At 59.8% G+C, this 21,756-nt stretch carries 23 protein-coding genes and 1 rRNA gene; 15 read left to right on the plus strand and 9 right to left on the minus strand.

Annotation, left to right across the window (positions count from 1 at the left end; all coding sequences use genetic code 11):
• Positions 1–444, minus strand: a 16S ribosomal RNA gene (locus tag F6S08_RS26140); the annotation flags it as partial.
• A 602-nt stretch (positions 445–1,046) separates the two neighbouring features.
• On the opposite strand from F6S08_RS26140, the gene F6S08_RS26145 reads away from it, so the two are divergent.
• From F6S08_RS26145 to F6S08_RS26155, 3 genes are all read left to right on the plus strand, one after another.
• Entirely contained in the window at positions 1,047–1,376 is a 330-nt protein-coding gene (locus tag F6S08_RS26145) for a hypothetical protein (protein ID WP_065926021.1), read from the plus strand.
• A gap of 24 nt (positions 1,377–1,400) precedes the next feature.
• Entirely contained in the window at positions 1,401–1,772 is a 372-nt protein-coding gene (locus tag F6S08_RS26150; RefSeq protein WP_065926020.1) for a PH domain-containing protein, read from the plus strand.
• A gap of 347 nt (positions 1,773–2,119) precedes the next feature.
• Positions 2,120–2,698 (plus strand): RNA polymerase sigma factor, encoded by a 579-nt coding sequence (locus F6S08_RS26155; RefSeq protein ID WP_065926019.1) that lies wholly within the window; start codon positions 2,120–2,122, stop codon positions 2,696–2,698.
• A 62-nt stretch (positions 2,699–2,760) separates the two neighbouring features.
• Here the strand turns inward: F6S08_RS26155 and F6S08_RS26160 are convergent, their stop codons facing one another.
• Entirely contained in the window at positions 2,761–3,453 is a 693-nt protein-coding gene (locus F6S08_RS26160) for an EndoU domain-containing protein (protein ID WP_315872533.1), read from the minus strand.
• A 214-nt stretch (positions 3,454–3,667) separates the two neighbouring features.
• Between F6S08_RS26160 and F6S08_RS26165 the strand changes: the two genes are divergently transcribed.
• From F6S08_RS26165 to F6S08_RS26175, 3 genes are all read left to right on the plus strand, one after another.
• Positions 3,668–4,291: a hypothetical protein gene (locus F6S08_RS26165; protein WP_027607593.1), complete on the plus strand. Its 624-nt coding sequence runs from the start codon at positions 3,668–3,670 to the stop codon at positions 4,289–4,291.
• 301 nt (positions 4,292–4,592) lie between these two features.
• Positions 4,593–5,747: an S-type pyocin domain-containing protein gene (locus F6S08_RS26170; RefSeq protein WP_065947191.1), complete on the plus strand. Its 1,155-nt coding sequence runs from the start codon at positions 4,593–4,595 to the stop codon at positions 5,745–5,747.
• A gap of 19 nt (positions 5,748–5,766) precedes the next feature.
• Positions 5,767–6,012, plus strand: coding sequence for a colicin E3-like toxin immunity protein (locus F6S08_RS26175; RefSeq protein ID WP_370737660.1), 246 nt, complete (start codon positions 5,767–5,769; stop codon positions 6,010–6,012).
• 228 nt (positions 6,013–6,240) lie between these two features.
• Here F6S08_RS26175 and F6S08_RS26180 read toward each other — a convergent pair whose 3' ends face one another.
• From F6S08_RS26180 to F6S08_RS26190, 3 genes are all read right to left on the minus strand, one after another.
• Entirely contained in the window at positions 6,241–6,807 is a 567-nt protein-coding gene (locus F6S08_RS26180) for a hypothetical protein (RefSeq protein ID WP_065926017.1), read from the minus strand.
• Positions 6,808–6,931: 124 nt separating this feature from the next.
• Positions 6,932–8,284, minus strand: a complete 1,353-nt coding sequence (locus F6S08_RS26185; protein ID WP_315872534.1) for a sensor histidine kinase — start codon at positions 8,282–8,284, stop codon at positions 6,932–6,934.
• Positions 8,281–8,943 (minus strand): response regulator, encoded by a 663-nt coding sequence (locus tag F6S08_RS26190; RefSeq protein WP_137212827.1) that lies wholly within the window; start codon positions 8,941–8,943, stop codon positions 8,281–8,283. Before F6S08_RS26190 ends, F6S08_RS26185 begins: the two co-directional genes overlap by 4 nt.
• 147 nt (positions 8,944–9,090) lie before the next feature.
• On the opposite strand from F6S08_RS26190, the gene F6S08_RS26195 reads away from it, so the two are divergent.
• The 5 genes from F6S08_RS26195 to F6S08_RS26215 are packed head-to-tail and all read left to right on the plus strand — an operon-like array spanning position 9,091 to position 13,813.
• Positions 9,091–9,357, plus strand: coding sequence for a PepSY domain-containing protein (locus F6S08_RS26195; protein WP_065926014.1), 267 nt, complete (start codon positions 9,091–9,093; stop codon positions 9,355–9,357).
• Positions 9,357–9,902 carry a cytochrome b/b6 domain-containing protein gene (locus tag F6S08_RS26200; RefSeq protein ID WP_315872535.1) on the plus strand — a complete coding sequence of 182 codons (546 nt, stop codon included), beginning with the start codon at positions 9,357–9,359 and terminating at the stop codon, positions 9,900–9,902. The genes F6S08_RS26195 and F6S08_RS26200 overlap by 1 nt, the downstream gene beginning before the upstream one ends.
• Positions 9,903–9,924: 22 nt before the next feature.
• On the plus strand, positions 9,925–11,193 hold the full coding sequence (locus tag F6S08_RS26205) for a sialidase family protein (protein WP_065926012.1): 1,269 nt from the start codon (positions 9,925–9,927) through the stop codon (positions 11,191–11,193).
• The gene (locus F6S08_RS26210; RefSeq protein WP_065926011.1) at positions 11,193–11,792 is read left to right on the plus strand and encodes a hypothetical protein; all 600 of its coding nucleotides are present in this window, start codon (positions 11,193–11,195) and stop codon (positions 11,790–11,792) included. Before F6S08_RS26205 ends, F6S08_RS26210 begins: the two co-directional genes overlap by 1 nt.
• Positions 11,792–13,813: an LTA synthase family protein gene (locus F6S08_RS26215; protein WP_315872536.1), complete on the plus strand. Its 2,022-nt coding sequence runs from the start codon at positions 11,792–11,794 to the stop codon at positions 13,811–13,813. The genes F6S08_RS26210 and F6S08_RS26215 overlap by 1 nt, the downstream gene beginning before the upstream one ends.
• Here the strand turns inward: F6S08_RS26215 and F6S08_RS26220 are convergent, their stop codons facing one another.
• Together F6S08_RS26220 and F6S08_RS26225 are read right to left on the minus strand one after the other, a co-directional pair.
• Complete coding sequence (locus F6S08_RS26220) at positions 13,814–14,188, minus strand: c-type cytochrome (protein WP_065926010.1); 375 nt, start codon at positions 14,186–14,188, stop codon at positions 13,814–13,816.
• A gap of 42 nt (positions 14,189–14,230) precedes the next feature.
• Positions 14,231–14,773 (minus strand): 3-demethoxyubiquinol 3-hydroxylase, encoded by a 543-nt coding sequence (locus F6S08_RS26225; protein WP_235865605.1) that lies wholly within the window; start codon positions 14,771–14,773, stop codon positions 14,231–14,233.
• 198 nt (positions 14,774–14,971) lie between these two features.
• On the opposite strand from F6S08_RS26225, the gene F6S08_RS26230 reads away from it, so the two are divergent.
• The 3 genes from F6S08_RS26230 to F6S08_RS26240 all read left to right on the plus strand — a co-directional run bounded on the left by F6S08_RS26230 (position 14,972) and on the right by F6S08_RS26240 (position 18,403).
• Positions 14,972–15,352 carry a response regulator gene (locus F6S08_RS26230; RefSeq protein WP_065926009.1) on the plus strand — a complete coding sequence of 127 codons (381 nt, stop codon included), beginning with the start codon at positions 14,972–14,974 and terminating at the stop codon, positions 15,350–15,352.
• Positions 15,353–15,548: 196 nt separating this feature from the next.
• Positions 15,549–16,163 carry a biliverdin-producing heme oxygenase gene (locus F6S08_RS26235; protein ID WP_065926008.1) on the plus strand — a complete coding sequence of 205 codons (615 nt, stop codon included), beginning with the start codon at positions 15,549–15,551 and terminating at the stop codon, positions 16,161–16,163.
• Positions 16,160–18,403 (plus strand): ATP-binding protein, encoded by a 2,244-nt coding sequence (locus tag F6S08_RS26240; RefSeq protein ID WP_315872537.1) that lies wholly within the window; start codon positions 16,160–16,162, stop codon positions 18,401–18,403. Before F6S08_RS26235 ends, F6S08_RS26240 begins: the two co-directional genes overlap by 4 nt.
• Positions 18,404–18,425: 22 nt before the next feature.
• Here the strand turns inward: F6S08_RS26240 and F6S08_RS26245 are convergent, their stop codons facing one another.
• Positions 18,426–19,745: an ATP-binding protein gene (locus F6S08_RS26245; protein ID WP_137212828.1), complete on the minus strand. Its 1,320-nt coding sequence runs from the start codon at positions 19,743–19,745 to the stop codon at positions 18,426–18,428.
• The gene (locus F6S08_RS26250) at positions 19,742–20,452 is read right to left on the minus strand and encodes a response regulator (protein WP_065926005.1); all 711 of its coding nucleotides are present in this window, start codon (positions 20,450–20,452) and stop codon (positions 19,742–19,744) included. The genes F6S08_RS26245 and F6S08_RS26250 overlap by 4 nt, the downstream gene beginning before the upstream one ends.
• Positions 20,453–20,616: 164 nt before the next feature.
• Between F6S08_RS26250 and F6S08_RS26255 the strand changes: the two genes are divergently transcribed.
• Positions 20,617–21,405: a VacJ family lipoprotein gene (locus tag F6S08_RS26255; protein WP_315872538.1), complete on the plus strand. Its 789-nt coding sequence runs from the start codon at positions 20,617–20,619 to the stop codon at positions 21,403–21,405.
• Positions 21,406–21,756 lie beyond the last annotated feature (351 nt).

Genomic DNA, 21,756 nt, shown 5'->3' on the forward strand with positions numbered 1-21,756 from the left:
CCTCCCAACTTAAAGTGCTTTACAATCCGAAGACCTTATTCACACACGCGGCATGGCTGGATCAGGCTTTCGCCCATTGTCCAATATTCCCCACTGCTGCCTCCCGTAGGAGTCTGGACCGTGTCTCAGTTCCAGTGTGACTGATCATCCTCTCAGACCAGTTACGGATCGTCGCCTTGGTGAGCCATTACCCCACCAACTAGCTAATCCGACCTAGGCTCATCTGATAGCGCAAGGCCCGAAGGTCCCCTGCTTTCTCCCGTAGGACGTATGCGGTATTAGCGTCCGTTTCCGGACGTTATCCCCCACTACCAGGCAGATTCCTAGGCATTACTCACCCGTCCGCCGCTCTCAAGAGAAGCAAGCTTCTCTCTACCGCTCGACTTGCATGTGTTAGGCCTGCCGCCAGCGTTCAATCTGAGCCATGATCAAACTCTTCAGTTCAAACATCTTTGGGTTTTTAAGAAACCCTAAACTTGGCTCAGCAATCGTTGGTTATTCTTTGATTTCTCGCGGAGTAACTTGTGATGCTGATAATCTTGTTGACTATCAGTCTGACTCCACAAGCACCCACACGAATTGCTTGATTCAGTTGTTAAAGAGCGGTTGGTTAAGAGCTTTCGTCTCAACCGAGGCGCGCATTCTACAGCAGCCTCATTTGCTGTCAAGTGATTATTTTCAGAAGCTTTCGAAGATTTCTTCAACAACTTCAACCACTTGCGCTTCCGATCTCTCGTCAGCGGGAGGCGAATAATACAGTATTGAATTACCTGGTCAACCCCTCTTCTGGAAAATCTTTTCCTTAACAGAGAACCCACACCGCGACGCAACGACGCCCACCTTTAAAAGAAGCGCATCGTTGCGTCTATATAGATAGAAGGGGTACTTGGCCAATAGGGGATGCGACTGCCAAGGATCACTCCGGTGTCCCCGTGAAGTCAGGCGACTCTTTAATACCGCAAGAGAGCCCGGTACGCATCGGGTCTTTGTTTTCACGCCCAGAACAGGGATCATCGCCCTCCCCCAACCCCAGAGGAACCGACACCATGGAATTGACGCTGGAAGCTGTTGCGCTCTTTGCACTCAAGCTCGTGCATGAGGAGGACGGCGGCAGCCCGGTGTTGAGGGACGACCTGGTGATGGATAGGTATGAGCGGGAGGTGTTCGGGTTGCTGGTGCGGCAGGGGGATCTGCCGGGAGTTCTGCTGAAGATAGACGAATGTGTGATGCAGGCACTGGTCGCTTTGGGTGGGGCCGATACGGTATTGGGACGTGAGCTGCAGCGGTTGTCTACCAACGTACAGCAAGCCTCAACGCTGGAGGAACTCAAGCCACTGCTCGCGACACTGAAGGACTACCTTAAAGCCATTCAGTAACGGACTCACCACAAGGACCTTCACATGATCGACTTCAACAACAAAGGCTTCTTCAAACTCAAGCAAAACAACGAATACGCCGAACGCGTCGCGGCCCTGCTGCTGGACGGCGAAGAAGTCATCGACGCCTACAAAGCCATGCGCGATGGCGTGGTCTTCACCACCAAACGCATCATCGCAGTGAACGTACAAGGCATAACAGGCAGCAAGAAGGACTTCACCTCGCTGCCGTACAAAAACATCGTCGCGTACTCGGTGGAAACGTCCGGGACGTTTGACCTGGATTCGGAACTGGAGATTTACTTTTCGTCGCTGGGAAAAGTGAAATTTGAATTCACCGGCAAGACCTCGATTGTCGAAATCTCCCGCTTGATCTCCAAGCACTTGCTGACCTGATCAGCAGGCATGCTCAGAGCATCAAAGATGACGCCTATTGATCGTCATCCTGCTGTTGAACCGAGCCCGATTACCTAAAAGTAAACCGCCGCTTACTACACGCAACCTCATCAACTAAGTGGAGCCCCCAGTCAACAGCTGACGCTACCCACATTCACCAAGCCAGAACTCAGGAGCATGAGGCTACCGCCCCCCAATCTGCATTTCCTACACCGTCTCCCCTTATTTCACTAGCCCACGTTCACAAACCCTGTCGTTATTCCGTCCTGCTTGCTCCGGCCAGTGCCTCACACGCTTTGCAAAAAAAGCCTGTCGGGCCTGGCGCCGCAGTTGATCAGGGAATGATTATGGCGAGTGACAGGGATGCGAAGCCGCACGGTGTCGAGCACGGCTGTGCGCCGAATGAAATTTGGCTGTTCTTGATCCATCACGACGCAATCATTCGTCAGCGCTGTCGACGGTTGCTGCGCCGCCCCCAGGATGCAGAGGACGCCTTGAGCGAGGTGCGCCTGCATTTGTTCAACCTGTTGAGCAAGGCCCCCGAACGCTTGAATAGCGTGGAGAATGTGCCCGCCTGGCTCAAGCGGGTGGCGCACAACTTTTGTATCGACCGCCTGCGCAAAACGCCGGTCACCTGCAGCCTTGAATGGCTTGATCACGATCTGTATGAAAGCGTCACCTGGCAACCGCCGCATGATGACCCGGAGCGCAATGCGTGCGGACAAGAAGCCTTGCAGGCCCTTAACCTGGCCATCGGCCGGTTGCCAGCGACACTTTCGCAGGCGTTGGCGCTGCGTTGCATCGATGGCCTGGAATACGAAGGTATGGCAGGGACGTTGCTGATCAGTGAGTCCAACGCCCGAAAGCGTGTGCAACTGGCACGGCAGCAATTACGGGGTTTACTCGGTCCGATTTGCGGCACTTGATCCATTGGCAAGCCCCGCAAGAACAAGCCTGCCCCAAATCATTGGGGCAGGCTTTTCCATACTCAGAAAGCCGCGATCGGGAAGGCGGAATTCACCCACCAAACCAAGGCAGCACCAGGTGCAGGGGGAATACCGTTGAGATAGCCGCCAACCGTAAATGCCAGCCCTTGCTCATCAACACAATAAGGATTGGGAACGACGGCGATCACCGTCGGCGCGGAAGGCCCGAAGAAAATCTGGCTGTTTCCCCCACCCATCACCAGGCCAGAGCTCAGGTGCATGAAGGCATAGCGAATCGACGTGACAACCTGCTGTTGCGTGCAACTGTCGGGGAAGAACGTGGAAGGCCCTGCCTTGGCCACCCACGTCCCCGTCGCCACGTTAAACACTTCTACGTTGGCGTTTGCATAACGGTAATCGTTAGGTGGATTAAGCCCGTAAGGCACCATGTATGTACGAGGACCGATGGTACGAGCGGCAACCGGGTCAAGCGCCAGTGGCCCCACCTGCGGATCATGGTTACCGGGCCGAGAGTGAAACCCCACCGCATTGCCAGCGGCGTTGATCTCGCCACAGAAGATATGCCGTTGGTTTATCTGCGGGTTGCTCCGGCTGTTAGGGATAGCCACGTTGCTGACCTGCACCGGTAGCGGGATCACCGCGGCTGAAGCCGCAGCGCAGTCCATCTGCGCAGCAGCCGACAGGCTCAGTAGTGCGCTGGCCACACCCGTGGCAACGACGGTAAGTGCGTGCATGACAAGACTCCTTTCTGACAATCGGGACGGAATGTCCCTTCGTCAGGACGCAACGCGACTACAGTTGTGAAGCGTACATGACCGCGTCTGCACGGCTTTCTTGCACCGAGAGGAAGAAGTTGAAACAGATCTTCACAAGCGGTGACTCGGTACGTCAGGAGGGATAAGCCAAGGCATGTTGCTCCGGCTTGAACAGGGAACAAGGAGAAGGACAATGACCACATTCAATGTGAACTTTGCTGTCGATGATATGGAAGGCAAGACCGTTCTGGTATTTCTCAAACCCCAACAGCCTCAGCGCGATTATCGGATTCACGCCTGGCAGATCCTGACCGGCTCTGCCGGTGCCACGGAGTCGTTCGACTACGAGGCCATTATTGAAACCGATGTCACCACCCTTGGTGAAAAAGACAGCAATACCATCATCTCGGGCCGTCGCACGCTTAACCCTGGTACCTTGCTTCAGGCGGTCAGCCCTAACGGATTGTCGCCGTACCTTGAGCCAGCGGCGCTTTCACTGGCCAAGGAGAAACTCACACCGCAGCAGTGCGGCATCATCAACAAAACCAACCCGTACCTGCAGTTCGACAGCAACTGGTACGTCAACGGTCGGCCTGTAGTGACCATGCCAAAAGTGGACTCGAGCATGACCGTAAGCTTTGAATACGAGCCCAACTTTTACTTCATGGTGGCAACGCCTCCGATGGTCGGGCAGACCTATATCGTGCAGAACTTCTCGGACATGACCCAGTTCATCGCCCCCATCACCGCCACTGAGGTGAACGTGACGGTAAGCCGTGCCAGCGGCCTGTGGTCGTTCGATTTCGCGCCGATGTAACGTTGAACCACGCGGCGAGCAAATCGCCGCGTGCCTTACCTGACCACACCCGTCCCCTCGCTGCGTGGCGTCTCGCCGGGTTGGATACGGAGAGTGTCATGCCAGTTGAAAACCCGGCCTTCACCGATAATTCCCACATTTGAGTCACTGAACGAAACAAACGAAAATCGAAATAATCGAAGCAGCGCGACTGACTCAAACATCAGTCTACTTTTCCGACACTAGCCAACGAATTAAGCCGATATCAGCTTCTGATCCCCCCTCGTAGCCTCACTCCCTAGCACAAGGAAGTGAGCCATCCATGTCAGAACGCTTTTACCCCCCCACCGAAGAAGAGTTACTCAAACAGCGAATCCTGACCCCACAGCCGTCGCGGGCGCCGTATTCGCCATCTGTTGATTTTTACGAGCCATCCCCTGCTCCGGCACCCACGCCAGCCAAACCTCCCGGCTGCGTCTTCATCAAGCCCTGCCAACTGCCTGACGGCATCACCCATTACTTCAACCCCGCCGATTATGTCCCGTTGGAGCTGATCAAAGAGTACGGCAATTTAAGCCTGCTGGGTGGGCGTGAGGTAGACGGTCGGCGCGCAGTTGCCTTGCGCAAGATCGGTGGCAGTGCACTACCGGCGGGTCTAGGACAGTTGGCGTTGCGTTCGGCGTTTTTTGAGTCGGCAGCCACTGCAGTCGGATCCGTCGCCGGTGGCCTGTTGACGGGTTTGGTGGCGTTGGCCTGGCCATCAGAGTTGGGAGATAGCGCGCTCTACAGCGAGGCGCAATTGCGTTCGATGCAAAGGGCGCGTTCGCAGATGCGTTTGCATATCGAGCAACGCGAGGACGGCACGCTCAAGGGGTATGGGTTTTACACCGGCAATAATCCTGATTGGCAAATGATTGATGTGGTGCAGTTCCAAAGCCGTGGCGATCAATTTGTGGCGGATTTGGGTGAGGGTGTCGAGCTGATCTGGACGCCCGCCGTTGATCCAAGTGACACGCTGGGTATTCCGACCCTGGAGGCTGCGCCGCAAGCACCGGTGATCTGGATTTACCCACCGACGGAGAAAGCGGCGCAGATTCTGGTAAACCCGATTTATCCGCCGGAGTATCGGGATTTTATCCTGGTGTTCCCGGTGGAGTCGGGGGTTCGACCACTGTATGTGGTGGTTAGTGTTAAGGCTGGGGATCACAAGTACCACAGGGCTCCAAATACTGAACAAATAACTGGCTTTGGAAACCTGATAAAAGCAAAACCCATGACTCCCAGACAGGGCGGTGCCGGGCTGAGAGAGCGTTGGATTGAGGAAAAAGGCAGGAGAGTTTATGAATGGGATTCCCAACATGGAGAGTTGGAAGTTTATCTTGCAAGTGATGGGAGCCATTTAGGTGCGTTCAGTCACATAACCGGCGAGCAGCTAAAAGAGCCGAAGAAAAAACGAAACATCAAAAAATATCTATGAGGGACACATGGGACTAAAAATGAGATTGGAATGGTTCGACAGAACCACAGAGCGGCTACGCGGAACGGAGGACTCAGCGGACCTAGGAAACGACTACTCCGTGATTTCTAAACTTGGACTGTCGATAGACGAGGACGTCAATAACGGTATGTTTGAACTGCGGCGGGAATGGCTATCACAGATACAGACACACTTCTCTCATGAAATTGCTCTTTCAGAAAGCGACTACTTCATCGCGTTTGATTACGAAGGTGCAAACGAATAACACAGACTTAGAGAATTCATCTTCATGCGCAGACTGTCGTTCAGGCAGGCCTCCACGAAGTTGGCTTTCACTTCATCCACGAGGACGAAAAAGGAAACGTTTTCGAATCAGAGCATTGGTACTTCGGCGAAGTCAGCACGACCGATGAAGACCCTGGCGGAGAGCGCTGGAAGTATCAAACCTTCAGGTCCTTCCAAGCGCAGCATCCGCATTTGTTCGGCCGTCCAACTAACCCTCTTTCGCCTCACTCCCCTCCCCCCCAATCAGAACCCGTTTCCCCGGATCCGTAATATCAAACACCTGCTGCGCACACGCCGAAGGTTTGAACTGGAACTCCACCAGATACACCTTGCCCTTTTCAGGCTGGAAGCTACTTAGCAGAGGCCCGCAAATGGCGTAGATGCCAGGGCGTGAGTCGGTGGACGAACTGGCAACGGTCAACTTCTTGCCAGGATCTGCCTGGATCTCCAACTGCGGGAAGCGCTTAAACCCAGCGCTGGCCACCGTCTGGTTGAGCTTTGCAATCCAGTTGAAGACGCGGCCTTCACCTGTATCCATCACCGTGCCCAGGGTTTCCATGCGTTGATCGGGGTCGCCTTCGCGACGTATCGAGAACTCGACGGGAGCGGTGCCGCCGTAGGCTTTCATGATGACTTTGGCGTGCTCAGCATCGACAGCCACGGTTTTCTGGCGCAGCTGGATGCCGTCCTTGAGCAGGCTGGGCGATGAGTCACGTGGGTTGGATTGGCAGGCACACAGCGCCAGGGCCAGGGAGAGCAGTGCGATTCGCTTCACGGGAGGATGTCCTTATCAGGGTGACAGATGATGATGACTGGACCAGTGATTAAACAGAATGTTCCGCAGTGGAGCGACCGCGATGCAGGGGCTCGACAGCTCCCACATTTGAGCCGTGATCGCTTCAGGCCTCGCTGAACACCAACCGCGCGCACAACCCGCCCTGCTCACGGTTATGCAACGCCAACCGGCTGCCGATCTTGCCCACGATCATCTCCACAATCGCCAGCCCCAGCCCTGCGCCATTGGCATTGCCACGACTGTAGAACCGCTCGAACAAACGCCCCATTTCCGCCTCATCAATGCCCGGCCCCTGGTCCTCCACGCTAAGGCAATGGGCACCAATCACCACTTTCACTTCGCTGCCCGGCGGGGAGAAGTTGAGGGCGTTGGTCACCAGGTTTTGCAGGGCGATGGCCAGCGCCACCGGTTCGGTTTCGATCCAGCAGTCTTCATCCCCTTCCAGCACCAACTCCACGCCTTTCTCCATGGCCAGCGGTGTCAGTTCGGCGAGTTCTTCGCGCACCAGCTCGGTGAGTTGTACGCGGCTGCGCTTGGGATTGTTCAACTGCGGTTCGATACGCGCCATGGTCAGCAGTTGGCTGCCAATGCGGGTGGCGCGGTCGACGCCGTTGACCAGGAAGTCCAACGCTTCGCGCCGTTGCTCGACCGTTGCGGCACTTTGGGCGTTTTGGGCGTGGATGCGCAGGATCGCCAGGGGGGTGCGCAGTTCGTGGGCGGCGTCGGCGATAAAACGGCGTTCGCGTTCCAATAGATCATCCACCTGGACCAGTAGCCGGTTGAGCGCGGTTTGCATCGGTTCCAGGTCGCTGGGCAGCGGCTTGAGGCGCAGCGGTTGCAGGGTATCGGCGGTTCGCCCGCGAATCTTGCGGGCCATGGCGCGCAGGGGTTTGAGGCCCCAGCCGATCACCAGCCAGATCAACACCGTGAGCAACGGCACGCCGATCAAGGTGGGCCAGAGGGTGTGGCGCATGATGCGCTGGATCACGTCCTGACGAATATCGTCGCGCTCGCCCACCCAGATCAGCAGGCCTTGCTGCGGGTCGGCAAGGAGAAAGGCGCACCAGTCGTTGCCGTTGTCCATGATGTCGTGGGAGCCCAGGGTAGCCGGCGGTGCGGCCAACACTGGCGCTTCGGCGGAGCGTACGAGTAATTGGCCGTCGCTGCGCCACACCTGGAAGGTCAACCGGGTTTCATAAGGGTGGGCAACGCCGTCTTCGCCGACACGGCTCATGGCCTGGTCGAAGGCCTGGTACAGACGGTCCCAATCAGCCTCGCCGGGGTCGCGTTGGCGCAGCACGCCTTGCAACAGGCGCGCGCTTTGGGCGAGCTGGGCGTCGTAGACTTCTTCGATTTCGTGGTGGCTATCGCGCAGCACCAGCCAACTGATCAGGGCGTCGCCCAACAGGATCAGCACCAGGACAGGGATGAGGATGCGCGCGCGAACCGAGGTCATGGTTTAAGCGCCAGTACATAGCCAACGCCGCGCACGGTGCGGATCAGCTCGGTGGATAACTTTTTACGCAGGTTGTGGATCAACACTTCCAAGGTGTTGCTCTCGACCCGGTCCTGCCAGCCATACAACGCGCGGGACAGGCGCTCGCGGGTCACCACTTTGCCGGGGCGTACCATCAGTTGGTGCAGCAATTGGTATTCCATCGGGGTGACGATGATGTCTTCCTCCAGATACCGCACTTGTTGGGTGGCCGGGTCGAGGCTGACGCCGGCATGTTCCAGCATCGGTTGCGCGCGGCCCTGACTGCGGCGCAACAAGGCGCGCACGCGGGCCTTGAGTTCTTCCACATCGAAGGGTTTGACCAGGTAGTCGTCGGCACCGGCGTCCAGGCCGGCGATGCGCTCGGCGGTGCCGTCGCGGGCGGTGAGGATCAGCACCGGCAGGTCGTGCTGCTCGGCGCGCAGTTGCTGCAACAGGTCCAGGCCATCGAGGCGCGGCAGGCCGAGGTCGAGCAGCAACAGGTCGAAGCTTTCCATGCGCAGGGCATGCAGGGCCGCAACGCCATCCTGCAACCAATCCAGGGTGTAGCCTTCAACGCCCAATGCCACGCGAATCCCTTGGCCAAGGGCACGATCATCTTCGACAAGGAGTAGGCGCATAGCAAAACCTCTGTAGGAATCGGCGGCATCATGCCGGGTTCTGGCCGAGGCTATTTCGGCAAAGATGTTACCGAGCGTTGCCAACTAAGGTTGCGCTAAGGTTGATTTTGCACTGTGAAATCTCCCACATCTGCTGAGAGCTTTTCCATGCGCAAAATTCTCCTGCTGTCCCTGATTATCGCCAGCCCCCTGGCCCTTGCCGGTCCGCAATGCACCACCGCCGAACGCTCACAATGGCAAGACGAAAAAGCCTTCCAGGACAAGCTCAAGGCCGAAGGCTACGAGATCAGCAAGTTCAAGGTCACCGACGGCAACTGCTACGAAATCTACGGTTTCGACAAGGACAAGCGCAAGGTAGAGATCTACCACGATCCGGTCACCGGCAAGGCCGTGAAGACTGAGATCAAAGGCTGATGCCAGGCGAATCCCTGCGCCTGTGGGACCCGCTGGTGAGGCTGTTTCATCTGTCGATCGCCGGGGTCTTTGTCGCCAATTACTTCTTTAACGAAGCAGGCGACGACTGGCATGTCTGGCTGGGCTATTACGCCATGGCCTGGCTGCTGGTGCGCGTGGTGTGGGGATTCATCGGGCCGCGCAGTGCACGTTGGGCGGATTTCTGGCCGACCCCGAAACGCTTGAAAACCCATCTGCGCTCGCTGCTCAACCGCCGCCCGCAGCATCGCCTGGGCCACTCGCCCCTCGGCGCGCTGGTGATGCTGTTGATGTTGCTGGCGTTGCTGGTCGTCGGCATCAGCGGCTTTTTGATGCAGGAAGTGGATGCCCTGTGGGGCGCCGATTGGCCCCTGCAAATCCATGAGACCGCCGCCAATGTGCTTTTGGGCCTGGTGTGCATCCATGTGCTGGCCGCGGTGTTTGAAAGTATCCAGGTGCGGGACAACCTGCCGTTATCCATGCTCACCGGTCGCAGGAAGCGCCTGCCGGATGAGCCTGCGCAGTAATCCTTTTCTCGACAGGTTCTCTATGCGCTCCGCCTTACTGATCTGCAGCCTGCTCGGCGTGTTCCTGGCCGCATGGCTAAGCCATCCGCCCCATGTACTGGCACACTTTGCCCAAGTGGCGCCGAACACCTCGAAGGTGGCGGCGGCCCCGCAATACACCAGCCGTTTTGTGTCCTCGCAGCTCACTGACTTTGTCCACGCTTCCTCGGTCACCGCCCTGCCCGGCGGCGACTTGATGGCCGTGTGGTTTGCCGGTTCCCGTGAAGGCGCCGCCGATGTGCAGGTGCGCACCGCACGCTTCGATGCCCGCAGTGGCGAATGGGGTGCCGAGCAGGTGCTGGCCACGCGGGAAAGCACCCGCGACGGCACCCAGCGTTATATCCGCAAGCTCGGCAATCCGGTGATTGCCCTGGGGCCGGATAAACGCCTGTGGATGTTTTATGTGTCGGTGTCGGTCGGTGGCTGGGCCACCAGTGCAATCAACCTGATGGTGTCCGACGACCTCGGCGCCAACTGGTCCGCGCCCCGACAGTTGGTGACCTCACCGTTTTTCAACATCAGTACCCTGGTACGCGCCGCGCCGGTGTTCCACGCCGACGGCTCCATCGGCCTGCCGGTGTACCACGAGTTCATGGGCAAGTTTGCCGAGTACCTGTACTTGAGTGCCGACGGCGCGGTAATCGACAAATTCCGCATCAGCCGCGGCAAGAACTCCCTGCAACCCACTATCGTGCCGCTGGATGGCAAGCGCGCGGTGGCGATGTTGCGCTACGCCGGCGACACCCACCACCGCGTCCTGGCCAGCCGCACCGAAGATGCGGGGCAAACCTGGAGCGAGCCGTACCCGCTGGAACCGGCAAATCCCAATTCATCGTTGGCGGCGGTGGGTACCGAGGACGACGGGCTGCTCGTGGCCCTCAACGACCTGCAGGACGGCCGCTTCAAGCTCAGCCTCTACGGCACCGACGCCCAGCTCAGCCAATGGCGCACCGTGGTGCAACTGGATGAGTCACCCGACCCGCTCGGCCAACCGTTCTCCCCCGAGGCCTATAAAGCAATCATCGGCGAAGGCTTCCGCGCCTCCAGCGGCGCCAAACGCCTGCCGCTGGAACAGCGCTTTCTCAGCAACCTCGATTACCGCGTATGCAAACCCCAAGGCTGCGATTTCGAATACGAGTACCCGTACTTCAGCCGCAGTCCGGACGGCATGTACCACGTGGTGTACTCGTGGAATAACACCTTCATCAAACATGTCAGCTTCAACGAAGCCTGGCTGGCGGAGCGTCTGTGATGGTTTCTGTGTGGCAGGCCCATTTGAGTTTTGTGCTGCTGGGGTTTGTGCTGTTGAGCGCGCTCAGGTTTACCGCTCCCTGGCGGCCATGGCTGCTGCCGGTGCTGGTAGCGGTCAGTTTTATCCCGGTCAACGAGCTGCCGCTGGCGGCGTATGTGCGCAGTTTTACCGATGACCTGGCCATCTGCACATTGGTGCTGTTGGCGTGGGTCATGCTCAGCCGCCTGGGCTTAGTGCAACCGCTCGCTCGTCGGCATCAAGTGCAGACGTTGCTGCTGTTTGGCCTGCTGAGCCTGGTGCTGTACCCGGCCACGTTGGGCCTGACCTACTTCGACCCGTACCGTTGGGGCTTCAACCCGCGACCGATGATCGCCCTGATGGCGGCGGCCGCACTGTTGATGCTGTGGCTGCGTAATACGCTGGCGGTGTGGATGCTGGCGATGGGCACGTTGGCTTTTGCGTTACGGCTCAAGGCGTCGGAAAACTATTGGGATTATCTGGTCGACCCGTTGCTGACCGGTTACTGCCTGATCGCCGGCGCGGGGCTGCTGATCAGCGCCGCCTGGCGCCCTCTTTTGAAATGGCACCGGGGTCAATGATGAGTGCGTTGCAATCACGCCGCCTGCGCTACGGCCTGGGCGCGATCGGGTTGGTATTTGTGTTGCTGGCTGCGTTGCGGCTGGTGTTTGTGCTGGTTTTTTCCGGCCTGGACTTGAACACCCCGGCGCTGCTGGAAACCCTGGGAATCGGCCTGCGTTTCGACCTGCGCCTGGCGGTGTTGATCCTGCTGCCGCTGGCCGTGCTGGCGTGGTTGCCGCGCTGGAACCTCACCACCCTGCCGGCCCTGCGCTGGCTGGCGCGCGGTTATCTGGTCATCGCGCTGGCGGGGGTGGGGCTGGTGTACATCATCGACTTCGGCCACTACGCCTACCTCGGCGTGCGTATCAATGCGACGGTGCTGCGTTACCTGCAGGATGCGCAGATTTCCCAGCAGATGGTGTGGGAAACCTACCCGGTACTGTGGATAACCGCCTGCTGGCTCGCGGCGGTGGCGCTTTGGGTCTGGGCGTTGGTCTGCCTGGAGCGGTTGACCCTGGATCGAGCGCCCACCGCCATCAGCAAACCGGCACTGGCGCTGGTGAGTGTGATGGGCGTCGTCGCGGTGCTGCTGGCCCTGCTGGGCCGTGTCGCCCATCTCAACCTGGAAAACCCGGTGCCCCTGCGCTGGAGCGATGCCTTCTTTGCCGGCAACAGCCAACTGGCCGCCGTGGGCCTGAACCCGGTGCTGTTTTTGTATGACACGCTCAAGGTCGGCCAATCGCAGTTCGATGAGGCCCAGGTCCGCCAGTATTACCCGCAAGTCGCCGAATACCTGGGCGTGCCCCAACCCGATGCCCAGTCCCTGGACTTCATCCGCGAACAAGGCGTGCAGCCCTATCGACTGGCCGGCGAGCGCCCGCCCAACGTGATTTTCGTGATGCTCGAATCCCTCGGCACCAGTGCCGTGGGTGCCTATGGCAACCCGCTCAACCCCACGCCGAACCTGGACAAACTGGCGACGCAAAGCTGGTTCTTCAAACACTTCTACGTGCCTGTCACCGGCACGGCCAAAACCGTGTGGGCCAGCATCAGCGGCGTGCCCGACGTTACCCGCCAGGAGACCGCCACGCGCAACCCGTTGATCACGCGGCAACACACGTTGATCAATGCATTCGAGGGCTACCAGAAGTTCTACATGATCGGCGGCAACGCCGGCTGGGCGAATATCAATGCACTGATCCGCCAGAGCATCGACGATGTGCAACTGTTCGAGGAGAGCGACTGGCAATCGCCACGGGTAGACGTGTGGGGGATTTCCGACCTGGACCTGTTCAAGGAAGCTGACGATCTGTTGAGCACGCTTCCCAAGGACCAACCGTTCTTTGCCTACCTGCAAACCTCCGGCAACCATCGCCCCTTCACCATCCCCAAACACAACGATGGCTTCCAGCTCAGCCACGTGACGCTGGAACAGGCCCAGGCCGCGGGCTCCCGCAGTGTCGAGCAGTACAACGCCGTACGCCTGCTGGACTACAACATCGGCCGGCTGATGGAAATCGCCAAGTCCGGTGGCTACTACGACAACAGCATCTTTGTGTTCTTCGGCGACCACAACACCCGCATCAGCCAGATCCCGCACATGGCGCCGGCCTTCGAACAGCTGGGCCTGGAAAGTAACAACGTGCCGCTGCTGATCCACGCTCCCGGCCTTGCGCCTCGGGTGATCGAGGAAGCTGTAGGGCTGGCCGACCTGCTGCCCACCGTGGCCGGCATGGCAGGCGTACCGTTTCGCAACGGTGCGATGGGCCGGGACATCCAGCAACCGGCGCCCGAGGGCGAACGCGTGGTGCCGCTGGTATTGCGCGAAGGCACCTTCCCGATCATCGGCGGCGTGACCCGGCACTTTTTGCTGCAGATGCAGCACGACGGCAGCTCACCCACCTTGCATGACCTGGCATCACTCACCCCGCGTGACGATGTGGCCGCGCAGCACCCCGAGGAATTCCAGCGCCTGCAGGCACTGACCCGTGGGCTGCACGAGAGTGCGCGATTGATGCTGTTCAGGAATGTGCGTGAGTGATTACTTGGATTGGAATGTCTCGAGGTACGCCAGGATATTGTCGATTTTTTCCGGGTCGCTGATGCCCCAGAAAATCATGCGCGTACCACTCACCACCTTTTTGGGCGCTTCGATGTAGGCCGCGAGCTTGTCGCGGGTCCAGACCACACCGGAGTTTTTCATCGCGTCCGAATATTGATAGTCGGCGGTGGTGCCGGCAGGTCGGCCGATGATGCCGTTGAGCTCCGGGCCAAAGCCACCGCGTGCGCCTTCGCCGACGCTGTGGCAGCCGCCGCAGGTCTTGGTGAAGAGTTTGCCGCCGGCCTCGGCATCGCCGGCGGCATTGGCGGCGCTGGTGTTGAGAATCAGCGCAAGGGTCAGCAGGACGTACTTCATGGGTGACTCCACATCGGTGTTGGCGGCGATTATGCCTGTTTGTCAGGAGCGCATGCCCATCCAGATCACCGCTTCGGTCCACGCCGTCACCACCGGCGTCAGCGCACGAAACCAGGGATCCTGCACATCGATCTGCGCAGCCGAGTGGTCATGGTGGTGTTGCTCTTCTTCAACGATGGAAGCAATGGCCGTCACGGCCAGTGGGTCGATTTCGCGTAACGCATGAAGCTGATGAGCCAGGTGCTTGAGCACCACGCTTTCCACCGCGACGGTGGTGGCAACAATAGCCTTGCGCCCGCACACCCCGGTGAGCAGGCCCAGCACCAGCCCGCCAAGGCCGCAAAGCCAGTAGCTGCGGCAGCGTCGGTAACCCCGTCGTTGCAACTCGGCCTGGAACACCGCGCGATGGCGACGTTCGTGGGACAGGAATTCCTCGAGCTCACCCACCATGCCGGGTACAAACAATCGCGCCATAAACAGCTGGCCGCTGTAGATACAGATCGCGCCATGCTCCCCGGCGTGGTCGACTTTGATCATGCGATTGCCCAGGTCAGGGTCGATCAAGGGGGCTGCGGAAGCGTTCACGGTTGACGACCTTGTGCGAGGGCCCACGGGATTCGGGCCGATCCTGATTGCAGAGCGCCGGTATCCTGCCGTACCTCCGCGCAAATGCGCAACCTAGACCCTCGAAACTGACCACCCATCGCCCCATACGCATCCAATCGAACCTAACCGGCCCCGTTCCACTCCACCTTACTGAACCCTGATGGTGGAGTAAGGATCATGGCTCAGCCATCGATTTTGGTATTGGAAGACGACGAGATCATTCGGTCGTTGATGGTGGATGTACTGGAGGATTTCGGCGCGGTTGTGACGTCTTTTCCTTCAGCCGATGAAGGAATGATTTACCTGGAACGCGGCGATGATCCGGTGGACTTGATTGTCAGCGATGTGCAGATGCCGGGGTTGCTCAACGGCTATGACTTGAGCCGGGTGGTGGCGCACCGTTGGCCATCAGTGCCGGTGCTGCTCACCTCGGGCAACGCCAGACTCGCGGAGCAATTGGGTGGCTCCGTGCGGTTCCTGCCCAAACCGTGGAGCACCGAGCATTTACTTGAGTGCGTGCAAACGGCATTGACCCAGCAGGGGGCGTCCATGCATTGATAGCGTCGCGATATCATTGATGCCGAACTTCGCAGCAGCCCTTATGGTCACTTACTTAAGCAGGGAGCGACTTTTCTGATCCGCTGGTCAGCCTTTTCGCCTTGTGCGTTCAGCTGATGCTTATGTGTTGTGTAGAATCGTCGCCTTTTTCAACGCGTCATTCATGGCCGAAAGGCCCACAGTTCGAGCTCATTGAATGCATTCACAGGCCCATGAAGGTGGTGCGCCCTCATTGCTGGACGCGTTGCGCGCAGGCACCGGCCTATTGCACGTGGCGTTGGAGAAACGACTGCCGTTTTTTTCCGAACATTTGGATGCCGGCTGGTATCAGCGCCTGATCCAGGCGTATTACGGGTTTTACCGGCCGATTGAAGCAGCGCTGTACGGCTGTGAGTTTATCCCTGAAGGCTTCGACCCGACGCTGCGTATGAAAACGCCGACGCTGATCAACGATCTTCACGCCCTTGGTCTGGACGCCTCCGCGATCAACGCCTTGCCGCACTGTGTGCAATTGCCCGCTTTCGATACCCCCGCCGCCTGCCTCGGCGCCTTGTATGTGCTTGAAGGCGCAACCCTGGGCGGCCAGGTACTGCGTCGGGAAATGGCTCGACGCCTGGCGCTGGACGCCGACAACGGAGGGGCGTTCCTCGATGTGTACGGTGCCGAAACCGGTCGGCGCTGGAAAGATTTTCTCGACTACCTGGGCCGCCTGCCGCTGGACACGCCAGCCAAACAGCGCGCGGTGCACGCGGCCCGCTCGACATTCAGCTGCTTTGAGCAATGGCTCGACAGCCAGGAGGTACTGCTATGAAACCCGACGATTTTGAAGAGCTGCTTGCCAACTGTGCCGACGAGCCCATCCGCTTTCCGGGGGCGATCCAACCCCACGGTGTGCTGCTGACGCTGTCGGAGCCCGACCTGAACATCATTCAAGTCAGCACTAACGTCGCCAGCCTGTTCAACCGCGCCCCCGAGTCGTTGCTGGGCCAGCCACTGCACGCGCTGATCGGTGCCGAGCACGCCCAGGCCGTGCAGGCCATGGCCGAACACAACAGCTTCCTTGATGCGCCGCCTTTGCACGTCACCCTCAACGGCGCCGAGTTCGAAGGCCTGTTGCACCGCCATCAGGACGTGCTGGTGCTGGAATTCGAACCGCGGCTCAAGGACTTCCGGCCACGGGCCCTGAAAGGCCGCAGCAGTGACTTGGGCAAGATGCTGCAACGTTTGCAATCAGCGAAAACCCTGCAAGCGCTGTACGAAATCAGCGTGACTGAAATCCAGGCCATGACCGGTTACGACCGGGTGTTGATCTACCGTTTCGAAGAAGAAGGCCATGGCCAGGTGATCGCGGAAGCGTCGGCACCGTCCATGGAGCTGTTCAACGGACTGTTCTTCCCCGCGTCCGATATCCCGGAGCAGGCCCGCGAGCTGTATCGCACCAACTGGCTGCGCATCATCCCGAATGCTGCCTACGAGCCGGTGCCCCTGCTGCCCAAGCTGCGCCCGGATACCGGTGAGCCGCTGGATTTGAGCTTTGCCACCCTGCGCAGCGTGTCGCCGATTCACTGCCAGTACATGCAAAACATGGGCGTGCTGTCGTCCATGAGCATTTCGCTGATGAAGGGCGACAAGCTCTGGGGCCTGATCAGTTGCGGCAACCGCGAGCCGCTGCTGGTGCCCAATGACCTGCGTATCACCTGCCAGACCATCGGTCAGGTGCTGTCATTGCAGATCAGCGCCATGGAAGCCCTGGACCTGAGCCGTCAGCGAGAAGAAAAAGTCGAGGCCCTGGCGTTGCTGGATAAAGCCATGAAGGCCTCCGAAGAAAACGTGTTCGACGGCCTGGCCCAGCGCGGCCAGGTGCTGATGGACCTGACCTTGTCCGGCGGCGTGGCGATCATCGAAGACAAGCAACTGCACCGCTACGGCAACTGCCCGGAACCGGCGCAGATCCGGGCCTTGCACAAGTGGCTGCAGGACAGCGGCGAGCCGGTGTTCTCCAGCCATAACCTGGTGTCGATCTACCCGCCAGGCGCCGAGTTCCAACAGGTGGCCAGCGGTGTCCTGGCCATGAGCCTGCCAAAGCCTGTGGATAACGGCGTGCTGTGGTTCCGCCCGGAAGTGAAAGAAAACATTAACTGGAGTGGTGACCCGAAAAAGCCGCTCGACCTGGAAAACTCCGACGCCGGCCTGCGCCTTCGCCCGCGTACCTCGTTTGAAATCTGGAAGGTGGAGATGGCCGGTATTTCCACCAAGTGGAGCCATGGCGACCTGTTCGCCGCCAACGACCTGCGTCGTTCTGCCCTGGAAAACGACCTGGCTCGCCAGGTGCTGCGCGAGCAACAGGCCGTGCGCGCCCGTGATGACCTGGTGGCGGTGGTGTCCCACGACCTGCGCAACCCGATGACGGTGATCTCCATGCTCTGCGGCATGATGCAAAAGGCCTTCAGCTCCGACGGCCCGCACACCTCGCGACGCATTTCCTCCGCCATCGACACCATGCAACAGGCCGCCGGACGCATGAACGTCTTGCTGGAAGACTTGCTCGACACCTCGAAAATCGAGGCCGGGCGCTACGTGGTCAAACCCGTTGCCCTGGACGTCAGCCAAATGTTCGAAGAGGCCTATTCCCTGCTCGCGCCGTTGGCGATGGAAAAAGGCATCGACCTGTCGTTCAACGCCGAGCCTGGCCTGCAGATCAACGGCGACCCGGAGCGGCTGTTCCAGGTGCTGTCGAACCTGATCGGCAATGCCATCAAGTTCACTCCGCGCCAGGGCAATATCGGCATCAGTGCGATGACCAATGGTGAAGAGATCGTGTTTTCGGTGCGTGACTCAGGCGAAGGTATTGCGCCTGATCAACTGCCCCACGTGTTTGATCGCTACTGGACCCAGTCGGAAAACAATCCCACCGGCACCGGCCTGGGGCTGTATATCACCCAAGGGATTGTCCACGCCCATGGCGGCAAGATCATGGCTGAAAGTGAAGTGGGGCGTGGCAGTGAGTTCCGGTTTACGGTGCCGAAGGTGATTGAGGACTCCCATACCTGACCGCCTCTGTGGCGAGCACCGGTTACACCGGCAATACCACCACCGCCTCCAACCCGCCACCCTGGCGCTCCGACAGGGTGAGTGTGCCGCCGTGTTCCAGCACAATCGCACGGGCGGTAGACAGCCCAAGTCCGACGCCGCCGGTGCTCTTGTTGCGTGAATTTTCGAGGCGGTAGAACGGCAGGAACACCTGTTCGCGATACTGCGCCGCAATCCCCGGGCCGCGATCCAGCACGCGGATCACCACTTCGGCCGGCCCTTGTTGCAGTTCGATTTCCGGCGCCCGACCGTAGTGGATGGCATTGTCCATCAGGTTGGTCATCACCCGCTTGAGGCCCAAGGGCCGGCCAAAGTACACCAGGCGCGGCGGTCCGCTGAAAGCCAGTTCAATCGCCTGGTCGCGGTAGTCGTCGATCAGGGTTTGCAGCAGTTCCGCCAGGTCCAGCTGGGTGGCCTGCTCCAGGCGTGCGTCGTCGCGGAAGAACGCCAGGGCCGTGTTGATCATGGCCTGCATTTCATCGACATCATTGAACAGCCGGCGTTGCTGGTCGGCATCTTCGATGAATTCACCGCGCAGGCGCAGGCGGGTCAGGGGCGCACGCAGGTCGTGGGAGATGGCCGCGAGCATTTGCGTGCGGTCCTGGATAAAGTGCCGCAACTGCGCCTGCATGCCGTTGAACGCGAGGATCGCCTGGCGGATTTCGTGGGGCCCGACCGGCTCGATGGGCGGCGCGCGGAAGTCGGCGCCAAAGCGCCGCGCGCCCTGGGCGAAGTGTTGCAGGGGGCGAGCCAGGCGACGGGTCGCGACCAGGGTAACCAGCGCAGTCGAGATCAGCACCAGCAGCACCACAATCACGCTGCGCGCGCCCTCGTCCAGCCCCCAACTGCGGGCACGGGCGCTGAACATCAGCCAGGACTGATCGGCCAGTTGCATCAGCAGCACATAGTGGCCATCGCCGCCCGGCCAATCGGAGGGTTCGTAGGCTTCCATGGGACGCACCGGCCCCTGGAGCAGGTTCTTGAAGGCCTGTTCGCCCGAATGAAAATCCGGGTCGGCGAGCACAGGCAGCTCAAAGGCTTCCCGCTGCGCCGCCCACGTCACACTGAAGGATTCGTCGCCTACAACCTGCGCAAGGTGCGCGCGTTGCGCCGGTTGCGAACCTTCAACCACGCGCACCACCACGGCGATTTTTTCCAGCAGCCCGGTTTCGGTCAACGGCGGCCGTGCCCACACGCCCGCCAATTGCACAAACAGGGCGTTGAACGCCAACGCAGTCAGCATCGCCACCAGGATGGTCAGGGCGATCCAGCGGGCCACCGTGTCACGCGGGCGGCGGCTCATGAACGGCTCACGCTGGCGGTGAATTGATAACCGCCATTGCGCACGGTGCGGATCATGGCCGGGCGCTTGGTATCGAACTCCAGCTTGCGGCGCAGGCGGCTGACCTGCACGTCGATGCTGCGGTCGAACGCGTCATGGCTATGGCCCCGCGCCAGGTTCAGCAGTTGTTCGCGGGTCAGCACGCGCTGGGGGTGTTCGACGAAGACCAGCAGCAGGTCGAACTCACCGGATGACAGCGGGATCATCACCTCGTCGGGGGAGCGCAGTTCACGGCGCGTAACGTCCAGTTGCCAGCCCGCAAAGCGAATCAAGGGACGGGCAGACTCGCCCAACACCGGCCGCCCCTCGCCTGCCCGACGCAATACCGCACGCACCCGCGCCAGCAGTTCACGGGCGTCGAAGGGCTTGCTCAAGTAGTCATCGGCGCCCATTTCCAGGCCTACCACGCGGTCACTGAGTTCGCCCATGGCGGTGAGCATGATCACCGGTGTTGCGTACTGCTGGCGCAGGCGCTGGCACAGCAACAAGCCGTTCTCCCCCGGCAGCATCAGGTCAAGAATGATCAGGTCGGCGGGATGACGCTCCATGGCGGCCCACAGCTCGGTGCCACCGGCGACGGTCTCGACCGCATAGCCATGTTGCATAAAGAATTTCTTCAGCAGCGCGAGGACTTCAAGGTCATCGTCCACGATCAAAAGGTTGCTCACAGGCGGGCATCACTGGGTGTTGTCGATGCGCCATCTAAAACCATTCGACGCAGCCCGTCATATATTTCAATCGTGCAATAAAGCGTCAGCGCCGCAATAAACCAGACATCTTTGCGCAAGGGACGGCTGCCAGCATCGGCCTCCCTTTTGCGGAGACCGTGCTTATGCGCTCGCTGACCTATCCCCGGCACCTGGCTCGCCAGGTCGTGCTGTTGTTGACCGTGTCTTACCTCACGGGCTGCGCCAGCCCGGCCCCCTCGGGCACCACCACCCGCTGCGCACAGGTGAATTACCCGGTGTATGACCCGGCCGAACCGCTCAATCGCGGGGTGTTTGCCTTCAACCGGACGGTGGATAACTACGTCCTGGCGCCGGTAGCACGTGGCTACCGCTACCTGCCGGATTTTTTCCAGCAGGGTGTGCATAACTTTGCGAGCAACTTCAGCGAGCCGAAGGTGTTTATCAATGACCTGTTGCAAGGCAACCCAAGGCGCTCGGTCAATACCCTTGGCCGTTTTGCGCTGAATACCACAGTGGGCGTGGTGGGGCTGATCGATGTATCAGACCGCGTGGGCATCCCGCGCCATAGCGCCGACTTCGGCCAGACATTCGGCGTGTGGGGCATCGGCAACGGGCCGATTGTCGAACTGCCACTGCTGGGCACCAGCAACAGCCGCGATGCGGCAGGCAAAGTCTTGAGTTTCCTGGTCTCGCCGTTGGGAGACAGTGACACCGTGCAGACCCTGGGCACCCTCAGCCTGGTAGGTGGCACCGTGGATACCCGGGCATCACTGTTGCCGCTCACCGACAGCCTGCAAAAATTGCCGGACTATTACAGCGCAATACGTAATGTCGTGGCACAAAACCGTGCGGCGTTTGTGCTGGATGGCAAGGACGGCGCGACCACTCCCGCGACCGGGGGTTGCGCGAACGGCGCCGCTGATGACTTCTGAGCCGAGTAGCCAAAGGTCGTCATATCTTGCAGCAGGACGTTTATAGCTCGCCAGCGCCCTGCTCTATAAGTTTGGCGGCACTTCGCTCCAAGGGGTGAAGTAACACTCGACTAATAGATAAAAGGACACTGCCATGCTCAGCTCCATCAACGCGACACCGCTCCCCCCTCCTCCCCCCACTACGCCGCAGGACGACACAGCCCTGCAACGCAAGAAACGCAGCATTGAAGACCCTCAGTTGCAACTGGAGCCTCAGGAAGCTGACGGTTCATCGCGCAACCGCCCCAGAAGTGGCGGCCTGGATAGCCTGGGCAAGGGGAACTTGCTCTGAACCGCAGGAAGAAGGGCAGC

This window comes from Pseudomonas sp. JV449 (genome assembly GCF_032424295.1).
GTDB lineage: Bacteria > Pseudomonadota > Gammaproteobacteria > Pseudomonadales > Pseudomonadaceae > Aquipseudomonas > Aquipseudomonas marginalis.